A 14,154-nucleotide genomic window follows, 5' to 3' on the forward strand; every position below is an offset into this window, starting at 1 on the left:
CTCACTCGATCGAGTGAGTGAGTTATCCACACTGCTGGAGTTGTCCACCAAGATCCAACAAGGTCGGAGCGCCGGCGCAAGGTGGGTGCCGGAGGTGGTGCCGACATGAACGCACGGGGGACACTCGGTAGGTACGGCGAAGAGCTGGCCGCGAGGCGGCTTGTCCAAGTCGGGATGACAGTCCTCGTACGCAACTGGCGTGCCGGGAGGGCCGGCGAGATCGACATCGTGGCCCGCGACGGGGACGCCCTGGTCGTCTGCGAGGTGAAGACCCGCAGAGCCGTCGCATTCCAACATCCGATGGCGGCCCTCACACCCGCGAAGGCGGAGCGGCTCAGGGAGCTCGCGCAGCGCTGGCTACACGAGCACGGCGAGGCTCCGCCGGGCGGCGTGCGGATCGACCTCGTCGGTGTCCTCGTCCCCGCGCGGGGACGTCCGGTGATCGAGCATGCGCGAGGGGTGGTCTGATGGGCTTCGCGCGGACGTGCTCCGTCGCCCTGGTGGGCGTGGAGGGCGTGGTGGTGGAGGTCCAGGCGGACCTGGAGCCGGGGGTCGCCGCCTTCACCCTGGTCGGGCTGCCGGACAAGAGCCTCGTGGAGAGTCGGGACAGGGTCAGGGCGGCCGTGACGAACTCGGATGCCGAATGGCCGCAGAAGAAGCTCACGGTCGGACTCAGCCCCGCCTCGGTGCCCAAGGGCGGCAGCGGCTTCGACCTGGCCGTCGCATGCGCGGTGCTGGGGGCCTCGGCGCGCATTGACCCGCGGGCCATCGCCGATCTTGTGCTGGTCGGGGAGCTGGGGCTGGACGGGAGAGTGCGGCCCGTCCGCGGAGTGCTGCCGGCAGTTCTGGCCGCGGCGGAAGCGGGATACCGCCAAGTGGTCGTCCCCGAGCGGACGGCGGGAGAGGCGTCCCTCGTGCCCGGGGTCTCCGTCCTCGGGGTGCGCAGCCTGCGGCAGCTCATCGCCGTGCTGGCCGGCGAGCCCGTACCGGAGGAGGACCCGGAGGGTGAGGGCCGGCCGGACGCCATGGTCGCCGGCCTGATGGCCCATGGCGCCGGTTTGGGCACGGGGCTGGCCGTGGAGTCCGTCAGCGGCGAGGGCCACTGGCGGGACCTCGCGGACGTGGCGGGGCAGCACGACGCGCGCAAGGCTCTGGAAGTCGCGGCGGCGGGCGGTCACCACCTGCTCCTCCAGGGGCCACCCGGGGCGGGCAAGACCATGCTGGCCGAACGGCTGCCCGCGGTGCTGCCGCCCCTCACCGGTCGGGAGTCGTTGGAGGTCACCGCAGTCCACTCGGTGGCGGGCATCCTCCCACCGGGCGAGCCGTTGGTACGGACGCCGCCCTACTGCGCCCCGCACCATTCGGCGACGATGCAATCCCTGGTCGGTGGGGGCCAGGGGATGCCGAGGCCGGGGGCGGTGTCCCTGGCGCACAGAGGGGTGCTCTTCCTCGATGAGGCTCCCGAGTTCTCCGCGAAGGCGCTGGATGCGCTCCGCCAGCCGCTCGAATCCGGGCACGTCGTGGTGGCTCGCAGCGCAGCAGTGGTCCGGTTGCCCGCGCGCTTCCTCATGCTCCTGGCTGCGAATCCATGCCCATGCGGCCGCCACACCCTGCACGGGTCGGGATGCGAGTGCCCCGCCTCCCAGATCCGCCGCTACCAGGCACGCCTGTCCGGGCCGCTGCTCGACCGGGTCGACCTGCGGGTCGAGGTGGAGCCGGTCAGCCGCTCCGATCTGCTGGGGCGGGGCACGAGGGGGGAGTCGACGGTTGCCGTCGCGGCTCGGGTCGAGGAAGCCAGGGCCAGGGCGGCGGACCGTCTCGAGGGCACGCCCTGGCGGGTCAACAGCGAGGTGCCCGGGCATGAGCTCCGCACCCGCTGGCAGGCGGCTCCCGGCGCGCTCGACGGTGCCGAGCGGGATATGGAACGGGGGCTTCTCACCGCCCGCGGCATGGACCGTGTGCTCCGGGTCGCGTGGACGATCGCCGACCTCGCCGGACATGACCGGCCCATCCCGCACGACGTGGAGCTGGCCCTGCAACTGCGCACCGGCATCGCCAGGGGCGTCCGGACCGACCGGGGAGTCCGGCGGTGAGCGGGGGACGGCGCTGGAGGGGCGGGTGCAACACATGGGGCCGGGCCTGAGCGAAGAGGAACGAAGGGCGCGGGCCGCGTTGACGCGGGTCGTTGAACCGGGTGACGCACACGTGGGGCGGTGGTTGCGCCAGTACGGGGCGGTAGAGCTCATGACCCGGCTCACCGACTCCCGGGGCGTGGCGGGGGGCCTGCCCGGAGCGGGCGAGCGGCGCACAGCGGGCTACCGGATGCGGGCAGCAGCGACCCGTCCGGAGCGCGACCTCGAGGCGATGGGGGCATCCGGTGGGCGCTTCCTCTGTCCCGGGGACGCGGAATGGCCAGGGCAGCTCGCCGACCTCGGGGACGCCCAACCCGTGGGGCTCTGGGTCAGAGGCCTCCCGGACCTGCGGATATGGGCGCTGCGCTCCGTCGCCGTCGTCGGAGCCAGGGCCTGTACCGCCTACGGCGCGCACATGGCCGCCACCCTTGGATCGGGCCTCGCCGAGCGCGGCTGGGTCGTCGTCTCCGGCGCGGCCCACGGCGTCGACGGCGCTGCCCACCGGGGCGCACTGGCAACAGGCGGAGCGACCATCGCGGTCCTGGCCTGCGGGGTGGATGTCCCCTATCCCCGCACCCACGCCGAGTTGATCGGAAGGATCGTGGAACAGGGCCTGGTGATCGGAGAGTTGCCTCCCGGAGCGCACCCGACACGCAGCCGATTCGTGCAGCGGAACCGTGTGATCGCTGCATTGACACGGGGCACGGTCGTCGTCGAAGCCGAATACCGGAGCGGTTCCCTGGTCACCGCTCGCCATGCACGACGCCTCGGGCGTCACACGATGGGCGTCCCGGGCCCGGTGACCAGTGGACTCTCTGCCGGAGTACACGAACTACTGCGCGAGGAGGGCGTGCTCGTCACCGATGCGGATGAAGTCGCCGAGCTGGTGGGCGACATCGGTGACCTGGCGCCGGAGCGCCGAGGCCCGGTCCTCCCCAGGGACCTCCTCGAGCCTGCCGGTGCCCGTGTCCTGGAGGCCCTACCGGCCAAGGGCGTCCTCGACGGGAGGGACATCGCGCTCAGAGCCGGTACGACACGGGACGACGCTCTCGCCAGGCTGTACGAACTGCACGCGCTGGGCTTCGTCGAGCGGCGGGGCGACGGCTGGCAGTTGGCCGGCCGGGCGATGTCGGCCTCGAACACACGGCGAGGCGGTGCTTGACCTGGGGCATTCGAGTGAAATGGTGATCTCGATGATCCCCGCAGTCCGCTCGGTGACACCGGGAGGGCGCGCGCACCCGGCGTCGATCCCCTTTCGAAGATGTGGCCGACGGTACACACCCGCTCAGGCGTGACCACTGCTGTTTGCGTACCGCAACGCTGCAGTCACGCTACGCTCACCGGGTTCCCGCCCAGCCCACCCGCCGAGACATCCGCCCCTTCGCCCCCATCAGCAGAACGGCTCAAGGCAACGCATGCCCCAGCACACGTCCGGGTCTGACCGCGCGGCAGTGCCACCCGCTGCGCGTGGCACCGTGCGGCCGTCCGCGCCCACCTCTCTCGAAGAGCTGTGGCGCTCTTACAAGGCCACGGGTGACGGACGGCTGCGGGAGCAGCTGATCCTGCACTACTCGCCACTGGTGAAGTACGTCGCAGGGCGGGTGAGTGTGGGACTGCCGTCCAATGTCGAGCAGGCCGACTTCGTCTCCTCCGGGGTCTTCGGACTCATCGACGCCATCGAGAAGTTCGACATCGACCGCTCGATCAAGTTCGAGACGTATGCGATCACCCGCATCCGTGGCGCCATGATCGACGAACTCCGCGCGCTGGACTGGATCCCCCGCTCCGTGCGGCAGAAGGCGCGTGCCGTGGAACGCGCTTACGCCACCTTGGAGGCACAGCTGCGGCGTACCCCCTGCGAGAGCGAGGTCGCCGCGGAGATGGGGATCACGCTGGAGGAACTGCACTCCGTCTTCAGTCAGTTGAGCCTGGCCAACGTGGTGGCACTGGAGGAGCTGCTGCACGTCGGAGGCGAGGGCGGCGACCGCCTCAGCCTCATGGACACGCTGGAGGACACCGCCGCCGACAACCCGGTCGAGGTCGCCGAAGACAGGGAGTTGCGCCGTCTCCTTGCACGTGCCATCAACACGCTGCCCGACCGTGAGAAGACCGTCGTCACCCTCTACTACTACGAGGGGCTCACACTTGCGGAGATCGGGAACGTCCTCGGAGTGACCGAGAGCAGGGTCAGCCAGATCCACACCAAATCCGTGCTCCAGCTGCGCGCGAAGCTGGCGGACGTCGGACGGTGAGGACGCCCGGTGCGCCAGCGCCGAATCGTCCCTCACACCACCCTGCGGACCGCCCCGGCCGTACAGTGGACCCGTGCCAAGGATTCGAGCGGCCTCCGTGGCCGAGCACCGGACCATGCAACGCGGCGCTCTCCTGGACGCCGCGCGTTCCCTGCTGTCGGAATGCGGTACGGAAGCGCTGACCTTCCCCGCCCTCGCCGAGCGCACCGGCCTGGCCAGGTCGTCGGTGTACGAGTACTTCCGCTCACGTGCCGCTGTCGTCGAAGAGCTGTGCGCCGTCGACTTCCCTCTTTGGGCCGCCGAGGTCGAAGCCGCCATGGAACGGGCGGAGACACCGGAAGGCAGGGTCGAGGCCTATGTGCGGCAGCAGTTGGAGTTGGTCGGTGACCGGCGCCACCGGGCCGTCGTCGCGATCTCCGCGAGCGAGCTGGACGCCGGTGCGCGAGAGAAGATCCGTGCCGCCCACGGGGGTCTGATCGCCATGATCGTGGAGGCGCTCGGCGAGCTCGGCCACGAACAGCCTCGGCTGGCCGCGATGCTCCTCCAAGGAGTGGTGGACGCGGCGGTCCGACGCATCGAACTGGGCGCCGCCGAAGACCCGACCGTGATCGCCGAGGCGGCGGTGTCGATGGCCCTGCGCGGCGTGCGCGGCGACTGACCCGACGGCCGTCCGCTCCCGGGGCTCGCGACGGACCCCGTGCCCGGTAACGTAGCCGACTCCCCGCGGCAGGTGTCGCGCAAGGGCTCCCATCGGGTCGCGGGCCGAGGTTTCCGCCAGGGACCCGCCTCGGACGACGGACCGCAATCCGACGACGGCCCGTACTCCGGCGACGAGGTACGCCCCGGAACGGTCAGACGGGAAGCATCTAGCGGACGGTCCGGCCCTCCTCCTGACCGCACGCTGCGTATACGGCCCCCTCTCACGCCCGCGCGTCAGAACCCCGCGCCCACATCCCCGGAAGGGCTCCGTCTGCCCGCCGGCCCGCACCCGCCCGTCTGCCCGCCCTTCGTCGCCGGGCCACGCTCCGCCTGGGTGGCGGACCCTGCCCGGCTCCGCCTCGCCGACGCGGTCGGCGTCGGCGCACGGACCCCCTTGCGACCCTTGGTCCGTGCGGGGCGACTCCTGGTCCGCAGAGGCCGTTCCGCCCCGGCCGACCGGCGGCGCAGCGCGCGTTGGGACCAGGCCGCCGTCATGGCCAGGGTGATCGCTTGGGCCCAGTCCCCGCCCGCCCGTGCGGCAACGGCTCCCTGCCGGGCGGTCCGGTCGGCCGCCCGGCCGTCACCGTCAGCCCCGTGCGCTCCGAGGTCCCGTGGTGTTCCCGCCCCCTGCCCCGGGTCCGCGGGCTCCGGTACGCCGAAGACCGGAAGGAGACGCGAGGGCCCTCCGCGCAGCATCGACGGCGGCAGCAGCGACAGCGGGTCCAGGTACTCCTCGCCACGCCGCACCCCCCAGTGCAGGCACCCCGACGGACAGTGCGACGGCCCTGCGGTACGGACGGCAACAACCTGACCCGCGGCCACCTCGTCTCCCTCGCCCACCAGGGCGCGCACCGGCTCGTACGTCAGGCGCAGCGGTGGTTCGCCGGAACCCGTGAGGGTGATCGCCAGCACGCCCCGTCCGGCCACCCGTCCAGCGAACGACACGTGGCCGGACGCCGCCGCCCGCACCGAGGCGCCCGGTGGGGCGGCCAGGTCCACCCCGCGGTGCCCCGGCCCGTACGGTGACGCCGGTGGATCCCAGGCCCGCACCACCACGGGGCGCGGCGGCCCTACCGGCCAGGAGCGGTCGGCTGCGGCGGCCGTCCCGCCCGCGAGGAGGAGCAGCGCGGCCGACAGCACTGCGGTCCCAGTTCGTAGGAGATGCATGCCGTCGACCGTTCCGCATTCCGCGGTGTCGCGCTGATCATGGAACGGATCTGTGGACAACCGGGCCGTTGTGGACAGCGCCGTCACCCGGCACCGCGCCGGTCCCGTACACTTCTTCTGGCGATCCGGGTCACCGGGTCGACTTCGCACGCCCCACCACCACCCTCATCCGCGGTCGGTGGCCGCGCTCCTCGGTCCCTTGTGGCACGGCGCGTCGGGGCGTCAGGACACAACCGAGAATCCAAGGAGATACGGCCATGGCCGTCGTCACGATGCGGGAGCTGCTGGAGAGCGGCGTCCACTTCGGTCACCAGACCCGTCGCTGGAACCCGAAGATGAAGCGCTTCATCTTCACGGAGCGCAACGGCATCTACATCATCGACCTGCTCCAGTCGCTGTCGTACATCGACCGCGCCTACGAGTTCGTCAAGGAGACCGTCGCGCACGGCGGCTCCATCATGTTCGTCGGCACGAAGAAGCAGGCGCAGGAGGCCATCGCTGAGCAGGCGACCCGCGTCGGCATGCCCTACGTCAACCAGCGCTGGCTCGGCGGCATGCTCACCAACTTCTCCACCGTCTACAAGCGCCTTCAGCGTCTGAAGGAGCTCGAGGCGATCGACTTCGAGGACGTGGCCGCCTCCGGCCTCACCAAGAAGGAGCTCCTGGTCCTCTCCCGCGAGAAGGCCAAGCTGGAGAAGACCCTCGGTGGTATCCGCGAGATGCAGAAGGTGCCGAGCGCCGTCTGGATCGTCGACACCAAGAAGGAGCACATCGCCGTCGGTGAGGCGCGCAAGCTCCACATCCCGGTCGTCGCGATCCTCGACACCAACTGTGACCCCGACGAGGTTGACTACAAGATCCCGGGCAACGACGACGCGATCCGCTCCGTCACGCTGCTCACCCGCGTGATCGCCGACGCCGTCGCCGAGGGCCTCATCGCCCGCTCCGGCGCGGCGACCGGTGACTCGAAGCCGGGCGACAAGGCCGCGGGCGAGCCGCTGGCCGAGTGGGAGCGCGACCTGCTCGAGGGCGAGAAGAAGGCGGACGACGAGGCTGCCGCCCCGGCCGCCGAGGCCGAGAAGTCGGCCGAGGCTCCGGCCGCGGAGGCCGAGAAGTCGGCCGAGGCTCCGGCCGCGGACGCCGAGCAGGCCTGACGCACCAGGTTCGGAAGGTGACGGCGGGGGCCACGAAAGCCCCCGCCGTTCCCCCGTAGACCGTTCGATCTTCGACCTCAGCTCTTCGACTTCAGAGAGATTCACAGACATGGCGAACTACACCGCCGCTGACGTTAAGAAGCTCCGCGAGCTCACCGGCGCGGGCATGATGGACTGCAAGAAGGCGCTGGAGGAGGCCGGCGGCGACGTCGACAAGGCCGTCGAGGCCCTGCGCATCAAGGGCCAGAAGGGCGTCGCCAAGCGCGAAGGCCGCTCGGCCGAGAACGGTGCCGTCGTCTCGCTGCTCGCCGACGACAACACCTCCGGTGTCATCCTCGAGCTGAAGTGCGAGACGGACTTCGTCGCCAAGGGCGAGAAGTTCCAGGCCGTCGCCGGCGCGCTCGCCGCCCACGTCGCCGCCACGAACCCGGCCGACCTCGAGGCGCTGCTCGGCTCCGAGATCGAGCCCGGCAAGACCGTCCAGGCGTACGTCGACGAGGCCAACGCCAACCTCGGCGAGAAGATCGTCCTGGAGCGCTTCGCGCAGTACTCCGGTGCCTACGTCACCGTGTACATGCACCGCACCATGCCCGACCTGCCCCCGCAGATCGGTGTGCTCGTCGAGCTCGACAAGCCCAACGCCGAGATCGCCAAGGGCGTCGCGCAGCACATCGCCGCCTTCGCGCCGAAGTACCTCTCCCGTGAGGACGTCCCGGCCGAGGTCGTCGAGTCCGAGCGCCGCGTCGCCGAGGAGACCACCCGCGCCGAGGGCAAGCCCGAGGCCGCCCTGCCGAAGATCGTCGAGGGTCGCCTCAACGGCTTCTTCAAGGACGCCACGCTGCTGGGCCAGCCGTACGCGCTCGACAACAAGAAGTCCGTCCAGCAGATCCTGGACGAGGCCGGTGTCGCCCTGAAGCGCTTCTCGCGCATCAAGGTCGGCATCTGAGCCGGTACGCGATCGACACGGGAGCCCGCTAGGGTTTTTCCCAGCAGTCGTCGGCCGCGCAGAAGCCGGACGACCGCAGATCTTACGAGGAGGCCATTGCCGCAGGGACACCAGCACCCACCGGCAATGGCCTTCTCGGTATGTGCACGAGGAGATCTCCATGAACAAGGGCGCGGACGCCATCCAGGCTGCCGACGACAAGAGCGACCACACCGGCAAGAAAGCCGGCCGCTTCATGCTGAAGCTGTCCGGTGAAGCCTTCTCCGGCGGCACCGGTCTGGGCGTCGACCCCGACGTCGTACACGCCATCGCACGGGAGATCGCCGCGGTCGTCCGTGACGGTGCGCAGATCGCGATCGTCATCGGCGGTGGCAACTTCTTCCGCGGCGCCGAGCTCCAGCAGCGCGGTATGGACCGGGCCCGCTCCGACTACATGGGCATGCTCGGCACGGTCATGAACTGCCTTGCCCTCCAGGACTTCCTGGAGAAGGAGGGCATCGACTCACGGGTGCAGACCGCCATCACCATGGGCCAGGTCGCGGAGCCGTACATCCCGCTGCGTGCCGTGCGCCACCTGGAGAAGGGCCGCGTCGTCATCTTCGGTGCCGGTATGGGCATGCCGTACTTCTCGACCGACACCACTGCGGCGCAGCGCGCCCTGGAGATCGACGCCGAGGCCCTGCTCATGGGCAAGAACGGGGTCGACGGGGTCTACGACTCCGATCCCAAGGCCAACCCGGACGCCGTGAAGTTCGACGCGCTGGAGTACGGCGAGGTACTCGCCCGTGACCTCAAGGTCGCCGATGCCACCGCCATCACCCTCTGCCGTGACAATGACCTGCCGATCCTCGTCTTCGAACTGCTCGCCGCGGGCAATATCGCGCGGGCGGTCCGGGGTGAGAAGATCGGGACGCTCGTGAGCGACCAGGGCACCCGGGGCTGACTCGGGCACCCGCCCCGAGCGGGGATGGACAAAGCCCTGCCGGTCGGACACCGTGCAGGGAAAGACGCGCCGCCAAGTTTCGCCGAGCCGTACACGCAGCGCCGAATCGCAAAGGATTCGTTGCCCGTAGAGTGAACCGCTACGTGTACGCGCCGGGCCTACTCAAGACACGCAGGAGCAAGTGGTGATCGAAGAGACCCTCCTCGAGGCCGAGGAGAAGATGGAGAAGGCCGTCGTGGTCGCCAAGGAGGACTTCGCCGCGATCCGCACCGGGCGTGCGCACCCGGCGATGTTCAACAAGATCGTGGCCGACTACTACGGTGCACTGACGCCGATCAACCAGCTGGCCTCGTTCTCGGTGCCGGAGCCGCGGATGGCCGTGGTGACCCCGTTCGACAAGAGCGCGCTGCGCAACATTGAGCAGGCGATCCGGGACTCGGACCTGGGCGTCAACCCCAGCAACGACGGAAATATCATCCGGGTGGTGTTCCCCGAGCTCACCGAGGAGCGCCGCAAGGAGTTCATCAAGGTTGCCAAGGGCAAGGCTGAGGACGCGCGGATCTCGATCCGCTCCGTGCGCCGCAAGGCCAAGGAAGCCATCGACAAGCTGATCAAGGACGGCGAGGTCGGCGAGGACGAGGGCCGGCGTGCGGAGAAGGAGCTCGACGACACCACCGCGAAGTACGTTGCGCAGGTCGACGAGCTGCTCAAGCACAAGGAAGCCGAGCTTCTCGAGGTCTGATGAACGACTCTTCCTGGGGCGCCCCGACGAGCGCCGGCTACTGGGGCCCGCCCGACCAGGGGGCTGCCCCGGCGGGTCCCGCATACGATGGGCTTGTCGCCCAGCAGACTCGGCCCATGCCCATCGTGCCGGACGATCCCGACGCAGGTAGAGACGCAGAAGACCGCGACGACCGCGACCGGGGGGCCGCTCGGCTGAGTGGCCCCCCGATCCGCGACGAGATGCCGCAGGAGCCCATGCCCACCTCTCCGCCGCCTGCGGCTTCCGAGCCCTCGCAGCCGCCGCAGAAGAAGCGCGCCGGCCGCGATCTGCGCGCTGCCATAGGCGTCGGTGTGGGGCTCGGTGCGGTGATCATCGCCTCGCTGTTCATCGTCAAAGCGGTGTTCGTCGGCGTGATCGCGGTCGCCGTCGTCGTCGGTCTGTGGGAACTCTCCTCGCGCCTCAAGGAGCGCAAGGACATCCACGTGCCGCTGGTACCGCTCGCGGTGGGCGGAGCGGCGATGGTGGTCGCGGGCTACGTCCGCGGGGCGGAGGGCGCCTGGATCGCCATGGCCCTCACTGCGCTCGCGGTACTGGTCTGGCGGATGACCGAACCACCCGAGGGCTATCTCAGGGACGTCACCGCGGGCGTCTTCGCGGCGTTCTACGTGCCGTTCCTGGCCACCTTCGTCGCCATGATGCTCACTGCCGGGGACGGCCCGCAGCGGGTCTTCACCTTCCTGCTGCTCACGGTGGTCAGCGACACCGGTGCCTATGCCATCGGCTGGCGTTTCGGCAAGCACAAGCTCGCGCCGCGCATCAGCCCCGGGAAGACCCGGGAGGGCTTGGTCGGGGCCGTCACGTTCGGCATGGTCGCGGGTGCCCTCTGCATGCAGTTCCTGATCGACGGCGGCAGTTGGTGGCAAGGGCTGCTGCTCGGTTTCGCCGTCGCCGCCAGCGCGACGTTGGGTGACCTCGGCGAGTCGATGATCAAACGGGACCTCGGCATCAAGGACATGGGCACGCTGTTGCCGGGCCACGGAGGGATCATGGATCGGTTGGACTCGCTCCTGCCGACCGCTCCGGTGGTGTGGCTGCTGCTCGTGCTCTTCGTCGGCTCCGGCTGACGATCTCCGACCGCACGACGAGGGGGGCCCACCGTTCCCACCCGCGGTGAGCTTCCTCGTGGCGTGCGGGCCCCCTTGCCGTCAGTCGGCCCGGCGGTTGGCGTGGTCGCGATCGCCGTCACCCTTCAGGGCCCTGGCCCCGAGGATCCCCGCGACGATCAGCGCGATGCCCAGCCAGGTGGTGTCCTCCACGATCAGCACCATGACGCCGATCGGGATGAGCAGGCCCACCAGGGGCAAGCAGAGGCCGCTGATCGTGGGTACTTCCCCGCTGCCGCGGTCCTTGGCCCGTACGTAGTCCGGGTACCACTCGGTGAACCGCAGCGTCACGATGATGGCCAGGATCGGGATGACCCAGGCGGTCCAGATCTCGCCCTCCTGGTGCAGGACGAGAGCGCCGAACCCGCCCGCGACGGCGCCGATCAGGAAGGCCAGGCCCCAGACCCCCGTGATCACGTTGTTGGTGTGCATGAAGGTGGGTGTTCCCCAGAGCTCCGGCCCCACCCGCTCTCGGGCGTACTGCACGGTGAAGGGCACCTTGACCGCAATGGACCCGAAGGCGATCAGTGCGAGTACCAGGCTGGACACCTCGTCGGCGTAGGTTTCCAACCATTGGTGCGTGCCCTCGCTCGCGAACACCCCGATGATCGCCAGCGCCCCGAAGAAGACCACGTCCGCGATCTCGAGGATCTTGAACGAGGTGCCGGGATGCAGGGCCCTCCCCAGGATGACGAACACGACCGAGATGCCCAGGGCCAGGAGCACCGCGACCTCGAAGCGTCCTGGTCCGGACAGAACGGCGAAGACGATCCAGGGAGCCATCCCCACGACGGGCTGCTCGAGGAACCCCGCCAACCACTTGCCCGCCGCGGAATCGGCTACGGCCTTCATGGACGAACCCTCCGGATCACGACGGCCCGTCATCCAGCCTGACCCCTCGGCCGTGGAGCCGCGACGCGGAACGGGGCGGCTCGGGAAGGCCGCGGGGGCGGGCAGCGCAGCTGGACGCCGCAGGGAAGGCCCGCTTGCTGTCTCGCGGCACGTGCCCGCTGTCGTGGGGTTGGATGACCTCGACGCGGAGCCCGCGGCGATCGCCTCCCCCGTGCGGCGGACACGGTAGCGACCTTCGACCGATGCCCGGACACCGGAGGGGCGGAGACGATCAAGGCGCATGCCGTCATCCGCCGAGATCGGAGCTTCACCATGCTGCAGTGGACCCTGCGTGCCATCGCTGCCCTCGCCATCGTCGCGGCGATCGCCACCCCCGTCGCCGTACCCGCTCCCGAGGCGGTGGTCGCGGTGCCTGCCGTCGCCACACCAGCGTCCGCTCCCGATACCCCGCGGGCTTGGCTCACCTCCACAACGCGGGGGATGGCGCACGCGGACCACCCCGTCGCGCTCTCGGAGGTCCGGGGCGCCTGGGCCCTCTTGGCCGGTTCTCCCCGGGCCAGCACGTCACGACCCGGTGGTGGGTCGTGACGCTGGGGTCCGAAGCCCTTCGCGGGCCCGATCCTGGCCGTCCGTGGACGGTCCACGGGTGGCTGACGACGCCCGTCCGTGGACGGTCCACGGGTGGCTGACGACGCCCGACGACCACCATCCGGCCTTCCGCCCCAGGTCACGAGATTCGATCTGCGACACTGGTACAGCCATGCCTAAGCCCGGAGAACTCACTTTCGTCGCCCCCCGCGGAGCCAAGAAGCCGCCGCGGCACCTCGCCGACCTCACGCCCGCCGAGCGCAAGGAAGCCGTCGCCGCGATCGGCGAGAAGCCGTTCCGCGCCAAGCAACTGTCGCAGCACTACTTCGCCCGGTACGCCCACGACCCCGCCCAGTGGACCGACATTCCCGCTGCGGCGCGTGAGCGGCTCGCCGCGGAACTGCTGCCCGATCTGATGTCCGTCGTCCGGCACATTTCCTGCGATGACGACACCACGCGCAAGACGCTGTGGCGCCTCCATGACGGCACGCTCGTCGAGTCCGTGCTGATGCGATACCCGGACCGGGTCACGATGTGCATCTCGTCGCAGGCAGGCTGCGGCATGAACTGCCCGTTCTGTGCCACGGGACAGGCCGGGCTCGACCGCAACCTTTCGACCGCTGAGATCGTGCACCAGATCGTGGACGGCATGCGCGCGCTGCGCGACGGAGAGGTCCCGGGCGGGCCGGCGCGCCTGTCCAACATCGTCTTCATGGGCATGGGCGAGCCGTTGGCGAACTACAAGCGGGTCGTCGGAGCCATCCGGCGCCTCACCGACACCGAGCCGGACGGCCTCGGCATTTCCCAGCGCGGGATCACGGTTTCCACCGTCGGTCTGGTCCCGGCGATGCTGCGGTTCGCCGATGAGGGCTTCAAGTGCCGTCTCGCGGTGTCGCTGCACGCCCCGGACGACGAACTGCGCGACACCCTCGTCCCGGTGAACACGCGCTGGAAGGTGCGGGAGGTGCTCGACGCGGCCTGGGAGTACGCCGAGAAGTCCGGCCGCCGCATCTCCATCGAGTACGCCCTGATCCGGGACATCAACGACCAGGCGTGGCGCGGGGATCTGCTCGGCCGCCTCCTCAAGGGCAAGCGGGTACACGTCAACCTCATCCCGCTCAACCCCACGCCGGGGTCCAAGTGGACGGCCTCCCGTCCCGAGGACGAGAAGGCGTTCATCGAGGCGATCGCCGCGCACGGGGTGCCCGTCACCGTGCGGGACACCAGGGGGCAGGAGATCGACGGGGCGTGCGGCCAGCTGGCCGCCTCCGAGCGCTAGCGGGGCGTCCGGAGGGCCCGTGTAATCTGGCCTCGAAACACATGCATATTCCGACAGGGGAGCGCCACAGCGCTGAGAGTGCGGTGTCGTCAGGACCGCAGACCCTCTGAACCTCGCCCGGGTCATTCCGGGTAGGAAGTTCGGACGAGACTCAAGCTGTTGCGCCCTGCCCGGGCGGGGGGGGCGAGGAGGGGCGCCGAGCGGGGGGAGGGATGGCTTCTTCTTTCTGGGTCTCAGAAGGGGAGGGAGGGGGAC

The 14,154-nt window shown here is 70.1% G+C and carries 13 protein-coding genes, 1 pseudogene and 1 riboswitch; of the genes and pseudogenes, 12 read left to right on the plus strand and 2 right to left on the minus strand.

The genetic code is table 11. The features are described from left to right. Positions 1-105: 105 nt before the first annotated feature. The 5 genes from ACFXOM_RS14270 to ACFXOM_RS14290 all read left to right on the plus strand — a co-directional run bounded on the left by ACFXOM_RS14270 (position 106) and on the right by ACFXOM_RS14290 (position 5,042). Entirely contained in the window at positions 106-468 is a 363-nt protein-coding gene (locus tag ACFXOM_RS14270) for a YraN family protein (protein ID WP_385038007.1), read from the plus strand. Beyond that, a complete protein-coding gene (locus ACFXOM_RS14275; RefSeq protein WP_385038010.1) occupies positions 468-2,093 on the plus strand; it encodes a YifB family Mg chelatase-like AAA ATPase in 1,626 nt (541 codons plus the stop codon). The genes ACFXOM_RS14270 and ACFXOM_RS14275 overlap by 1 nt, the downstream gene beginning before the upstream one ends. A 34-nt stretch (positions 2,094-2,127) precedes the next feature. Beyond that, positions 2,128-3,294 (plus strand): DNA-processing protein DprA, encoded by a 1,167-nt coding sequence (dprA, locus tag ACFXOM_RS14280; RefSeq protein ID WP_384933948.1) that lies wholly within the window; start codon positions 2,128-2,130, stop codon positions 3,292-3,294. 253 nt (positions 3,295-3,547) lie between these two features. Next, on the plus strand, positions 3,548-4,384 hold the full coding sequence (whiG, locus tag ACFXOM_RS14285) for an RNA polymerase sigma factor WhiG (RefSeq protein WP_384933950.1): 837 nt from the start codon (positions 3,548-3,550) through the stop codon (positions 4,382-4,384). A gap of 97 nt (positions 4,385-4,481) precedes the next feature. Beyond that, positions 4,482-5,042: a TetR/AcrR family transcriptional regulator gene (locus ACFXOM_RS14290; protein WP_384934094.1), complete on the plus strand. Its 561-nt coding sequence runs from the start codon at positions 4,482-4,484 to the stop codon at positions 5,040-5,042. 683 nt (positions 5,043-5,725) lie between these two features. Here the strand turns inward: ACFXOM_RS14290 and ACFXOM_RS14295 are convergent. Then, positions 5,726-6,400 (minus strand): annotated as a pseudogene (locus ACFXOM_RS14295) (M23 family metallopeptidase); the annotation flags it as partial. A gap of 107 nt (positions 6,401-6,507) precedes the next feature. Here ACFXOM_RS14295 and rpsB point away from each other — a divergent pair. From rpsB to ACFXOM_RS14320, 5 genes are all read left to right on the plus strand, one after another. Continuing rightward, complete coding sequence (rpsB, locus tag ACFXOM_RS14300; RefSeq protein WP_384946638.1) at positions 6,508-7,404, plus strand: 30S ribosomal protein S2; 897 nt, start codon at positions 6,508-6,510, stop codon at positions 7,402-7,404. Positions 7,405-7,513: 109 nt separating this feature from the next. Continuing rightward, on the plus strand, positions 7,514-8,350 hold the full coding sequence (gene tsf, locus ACFXOM_RS14305) for a translation elongation factor Ts (protein WP_384933956.1): 837 nt from the start codon (positions 7,514-7,516) through the stop codon (positions 8,348-8,350). A gap of 160 nt (positions 8,351-8,510) precedes the next feature. Continuing rightward, positions 8,511-9,293: a UMP kinase gene (pyrH, locus tag ACFXOM_RS14310; protein ID WP_384933958.1), complete on the plus strand. Its 783-nt coding sequence runs from the start codon at positions 8,511-8,513 to the stop codon at positions 9,291-9,293. 184 nt (positions 9,294-9,477) lie between these two features. Beyond that, entirely contained in the window at positions 9,478-10,035 is a 558-nt protein-coding gene (frr, locus tag ACFXOM_RS14315) for a ribosome recycling factor (RefSeq protein WP_384933962.1), read from the plus strand. Then, the gene (locus tag ACFXOM_RS14320) at positions 10,035-11,141 is read left to right on the plus strand and encodes a phosphatidate cytidylyltransferase (RefSeq protein WP_384933965.1); all 1,107 of its coding nucleotides are present in this window, start codon (positions 10,035-10,037) and stop codon (positions 11,139-11,141) included. The genes frr and ACFXOM_RS14320 overlap by 1 nt, the downstream gene beginning before the upstream one ends. Positions 11,142-11,222: 81 nt before the next feature. On the opposite strand, the gene ACFXOM_RS14325 is transcribed toward ACFXOM_RS14320, so the two are convergent. Beyond that, positions 11,223-12,032, minus strand: coding sequence for a hypothetical protein (locus ACFXOM_RS14325; RefSeq protein ID WP_384933968.1), 810 nt, complete (start codon positions 12,030-12,032; stop codon positions 11,223-11,225). 312 nt (positions 12,033-12,344) lie between these two features. Here ACFXOM_RS14325 and ACFXOM_RS14330 point away from each other — a divergent pair, with 312 nt between their 5' ends. Together ACFXOM_RS14330 and rlmN are read left to right on the plus strand one after the other, a co-directional pair. After that, on the plus strand, positions 12,345-12,620 hold the full coding sequence (locus ACFXOM_RS14330) for a hypothetical protein (RefSeq protein ID WP_385038014.1): 276 nt from the start codon (positions 12,345-12,347) through the stop codon (positions 12,618-12,620). 172 nt (positions 12,621-12,792) lie between these two features. Next, positions 12,793-13,899 (plus strand): 23S rRNA (adenine(2503)-C(2))-methyltransferase RlmN, encoded by a 1,107-nt coding sequence (gene rlmN / locus ACFXOM_RS14335; protein WP_384933973.1) that lies wholly within the window; start codon positions 12,793-12,795, stop codon positions 13,897-13,899. Positions 13,900-13,944: 45 nt separating this feature from the next. Next, positions 13,945-14,055, plus strand: a riboswitch (TPP riboswitch). The last annotated feature ends 99 nt before the right edge of the window (positions 14,056-14,154 follow it).

Origin of the sequence: Streptomyces sp. NPDC059169, assembly GCF_042755225.1 — a bacterium.
Taxonomy (GTDB): domain Bacteria; phylum Actinomycetota; class Actinomycetes; order Streptomycetales; family Streptomycetaceae; genus Streptomyces.